We start from the raw sequence: 3,980 nt of genomic DNA, 5'->3' as shown, positions 1-3,980 counted from the left end.
GAGCTGGGGCGGGCGTACCGGGGACTCGCGCGGGGCGGGGTGGTGGGGCCGGTGCGGGAGGTGCGCGCGGCGTATGGCCCGGACGGCACGGCGCTGCCAGTGCCGGACGAGATGGCGCCGCGCCGGTTCCTGGCGGCGCGGCCGGTGGAGCTCCTCACCGACGTGCTGGCGGACGAGGCGGCCCGCGCGCCGGCCTTCGGCCTGGACAACGCGTTGCGCCTGCCGTTCCGGGTGGCGGCGAAGACGGGGACGAGCCGGGCCTACGTGGACAACTGGGCGGCGGGCTTCACCCGCGAGCGCACGGTGGCGGTCTGGGTGGGCAACTTCGACGGCACGCCGATGCGCGGCGTGTCCGGCATCACCGGTGCGGGCCCGGTGTTCGCGCGGGTGATGTCGCTGGCGATGAAGGGCGTGCGCCCCGCGCCGCTGGTGGACCGGAGCCACTTCGACTCCAGGGCCATCTGCCCGCTGTCGGGCGAGCTCGCGGGGCCGAACTGCCCGGGCGTCCTGCAGGAGGTCTACCTGCCGGGCACGGCGCCCCGCCACGTGTGCACCATGCACCGGAGCGATGGCGCGCTGGACGTGGGCCCCGCGTACCTCGCCTGGGCCCAGGCGGAAGGGCTGGCCTCCGCGTCGGTGGACGCCGGGAACCGCTCCGGGGGAACGCCCGGCTTCATCCTTCCGGCGGACGGCGACGAGTTCCTGGTGGAGCCGGACCTGCCCGAAAGCGCGCAGGCCGTGCCGGTGCGGGTGATGGCGCCTCCCGGGGCGAGGATGCTGGAGCTGCGCACGGACACGGGGCGGCGCATCGACCTGCCCCCGCCCTTCGTCACGCGCCTGCCCGCGGTGGCCGGAGAGCGCCGGCTGGAGCTGTGGGCGCCCGGCGGCTCCGCGCCGCTGGCCGTGACGCGGTATCGCGTTCGCTGAAAAACCCGGTGGTGTCGCGCCGGCTCGACCCTGCCTGCCCGCCTGGGCCGTACCGCAGGGCAGGGGGTCGTTCCCCCTCCCGTGCGTTCCCTCTCAAGACCAGTGAGCGCGGGGGCCGAAGGGGGGCCAAGTCCGCGGTCGTCCGCGTGGGAAACGGGCCTTCGGGGGCCTCTCCGCCCGTGCCCCCCACGAGGGGTTAGCAGCACCCGGTGGGCTCCGTATCGATTGCACAGAGCCCTCAGTCCCGCGCTGACGGCGGGGCGTGGCCTCGCGCACCGGCCAACCCGGTGCGGGACCCAACCGGGGAGGCATCACATGGCGTTCAACCTGATCGAAGCGGTCGGCTCACAGTTCATGAAGGCGGGGTTGCTCCCGAAGATCAGCGGAGCCCTGGGAGAGGATCCGCAGGCGACCACGAAGGCGCTGCCGGGGGCCACCGCCGCGGTGGCGGCGGGCGTCGTCGATCAGGGGAGCAACGAGGCGGGGGCGCACCGGCTGCTGTCGAAGCTCAACGAGGGCGGCTTCACCGGACCCGACGCACCTTCCCGCGGCGACGCCACCGACGCGGGCCTGCTCGATGAAGAGACACGCGGGAAGGGGATGTTGAGCGGGCTGTTTGGCAACAAGCTGGAGGGCGTGGCCGAAGGCCTCTCGCGCGTGGGGGGGATGCGCGACTCCGGCTCGGCGATGAGGCTGCTGTCCCTGGTGGCGCCGATGGTGATGGGCGTCCTGGGCAAGCAGGTGCGCGACCAGCGCCTGGGCGCGACCGGGTTGATGCAGCTCTTGAGCAGCCAGCGCTCCCACATCGCGGGCGCGCTGCCGGCCGGCCTGGGCAGTGTCCTGGGCATCGGGGGTGGGCTGCGCCACGCGCCCGTGGAGATCCTCGAACCCCCTCGCGCGACCGTGGCGCCCGTGCGGGAGGACCCCGTGCGGGAGACGCTCCCCCGCCAGACGGCCACGCCCCCGCCGCCGGAGCGCAAGACGAGCATCGCCGGGTGGGCCATCCCCCTGGCCCTGCTCGCGCTCATCGTCCTCGCGTGGGGCGCCCTGCGCGGACGCAGGAACGAACCCGCCCAGGCGCCGCGGGTGACAAGCAATGCGGTCCCTCCGGCGACGGGCGGCTCGGGCCCGGCGAAGTCGCGCGTGAGTGATGCCAGTGGGCTGCGCACGGCGTTCGAGGACGAAAGCGCGAAGCAGGGCATCGTGCTGGAGGGGGTGGAGTTCGCGAACGGGTCGGCGCAGCTCACCGGGACGAGTCAGCAGCGGGTGACCGAACTGGGCACCGTGCTGAAGGAGAAGCCCGAGGCGCGCGTGCGCATCACGGCCTTCACGGACTCCGCTGGCGACGCGAACGCCAACCGCAAGCTGTCGCGGACGCGCGCGGAGAGCGTGCGCGACGCCCTGGTGCGCGACGGCGTGGCGGCCCAGCGCATCGAGGTCAGCGGCGCGGGCAACTCGAACCCCCTCGCCACCAACGACACCCCTGAGGGCCGCGAGCTGAACCGTCGCATCGAGGTGCAGGTGCTCGGGCAGTAGGCCCCCGAACCTCGCGCTCCCGGCGGCGCAGGGCCCTCCAGCGTGGGGGCCGTGTGCCGCTGTCTGCGTGCGGCCCGGCTTCTCCAGGAGTGTCAGGCCCCCGGAGGGCAGGAGGGCAGGGGAGCGCCCCCACCGCTCTGGTGCCCGTGCCGGCTCCGGTGTCTTCGGGACGGGGCCCGCCGGCCATGACTGGCCGTGTCCTGTCCACCGCGTTACATCCCCCAGCGGCTCTACTTCTGTCAGGCCGGTGCTAACGCCTCGCGTTAGGGCTTCACGCTTGACCCTGCTTTCACCCACCCTCTAGAAGGCCCGCGACCCATGGCGACTCCCGATCGGTTTCCCCTCCCACAGGTCTCCGAGTCCACCCGTAAACCCGAGTGGTTGAAGGTGCGTCTGCCGCATGGGGAGGGCTACGAGCGGGTCAAGGCCATCGTGAAGCGCACGAAGCTGGCCACGGTGTGCGAAGAGGCCCGCTGCCCGAACATCGCCGAGTGCTGGGGTGGAGGCACGGCGACGGTGATGCTGATGGGCGAGGTGTGCACGCGCGCGTGCCGCTTCTGCCACGTGAAGGTCGGGGCGCCCCCGCCGCTGGATCCGATGGAGCCCATCCATCTGGCCCAGGCGGTGAAGGAGATGAACCTCGAGTACATCGTCGTCACGTCGGTGAACCGCGATGACCGGCCGGACGGGGGCGCCAGCCACTTCGCGTCCGCCATCCGCGAGCTGCGCAAGGAGAGCCCGCGCACCATCGTCGAGGTCCTCATCCCCGACTTCAAGGGGCAGGAGAAGGACCTGACCACGGTGGCGGAGGCGAAGCCGCACGTCGTCGCGCACAACGTGGAGACGGTGGAGCGTTTGACGCCCACGGTGCGGGATCGCCGCGCCACCTACCGCCAGTCCCTGCGCGTGCTGGAGTACCTCAAGAACCGCCCGGAGCGGCTCTACACCAAGACGTCCGTCATGGTGGGCCTGGGCGAGACGGACGAGGAGCTGGAGCGCACGTTCAAGGATTTGCGCGACGTGGGCGTGGACGTGCTCACGCTGGGCCAGTACCTGCAGCCCTCGCAGTACCACCTGCGCGTGGAGCGTTTCGTGACGCCCGCGCAGTTCGACGCATACAAGGCGCTGGCGGAGTCCTTCGGATTCCTCTACGTGGCCTCCGGGCCTCTGGTGCGCTCCAGCTACCGCGCCGCCGAGTTCTTCATGAAGGGCCTGATGGAGCGCGAGCGCGTGGAGCGCCTCGGCTGACCTGACGCACCCCTTCCCCAACCCAGAGAGAGACACACCCCCTCATGGCGACTTTCGAATTCAAGCTCCCGGACCTCGGCGAAGGCGTGATGGAGGGCGAGCTTGTGAAGTGGCACGTCAAGGAGGGCGACCTGGTGAAGGAAGACCAGGTGCTCGCCGAGGTGATGACCGACAAGGCCACCGTCACCGTGCCCGCCCCGCGCGCGGGCCGCGTCGTGAAGACGCATGGCCGTGAAGGCGACATGGCCAAGGTGCACCAGCTGCTGGTG

At 72.0% G+C, this 3,980-nt stretch carries 3 protein-coding genes and 1 pseudogene; all 4 read left to right on the top strand.

The genetic code is table 11. The features are described 5' to 3' along the window. Positions 1–927: pseudogene (locus D7V93_RS39665) on the top strand (penicillin-binding protein 1C); the annotation flags it as partial. Positions 928–1,242: 315 nt separating this feature from the next. Beyond that, a complete protein-coding gene (locus tag D7V93_RS39660; RefSeq protein ID WP_120648228.1) occupies positions 1,243–2,463 on the top strand; it encodes an OmpA family protein in 1,221 nt (406 codons plus the stop codon). A 318-nt stretch (positions 2,464–2,781) separates the two neighbouring features. Further along, on the top strand, positions 2,782–3,711 hold the full coding sequence (gene lipA, locus D7V93_RS39655; RefSeq protein ID WP_120614239.1) for a lipoyl synthase: 930 nt from the start codon (positions 2,782–2,784) through the stop codon (positions 3,709–3,711). 44 nt (positions 3,712–3,755) lie between these two features. Continuing rightward, positions 3,756–3,980 (top strand): biotin/lipoyl-containing protein (locus D7V93_RS39650; RefSeq protein ID WP_120648227.1); only part of this gene is annotated, 225 nt, incomplete at its 3' end.

Origin of the sequence: Corallococcus llansteffanensis (assembly GCF_003612055.1) — a bacterium.
GTDB lineage: Bacteria > Myxococcota > Myxococcia > Myxococcales > Myxococcaceae > Corallococcus > Corallococcus llansteffanensis.
This window is presented reverse-complemented; position numbering and strand designations above follow the sequence as displayed.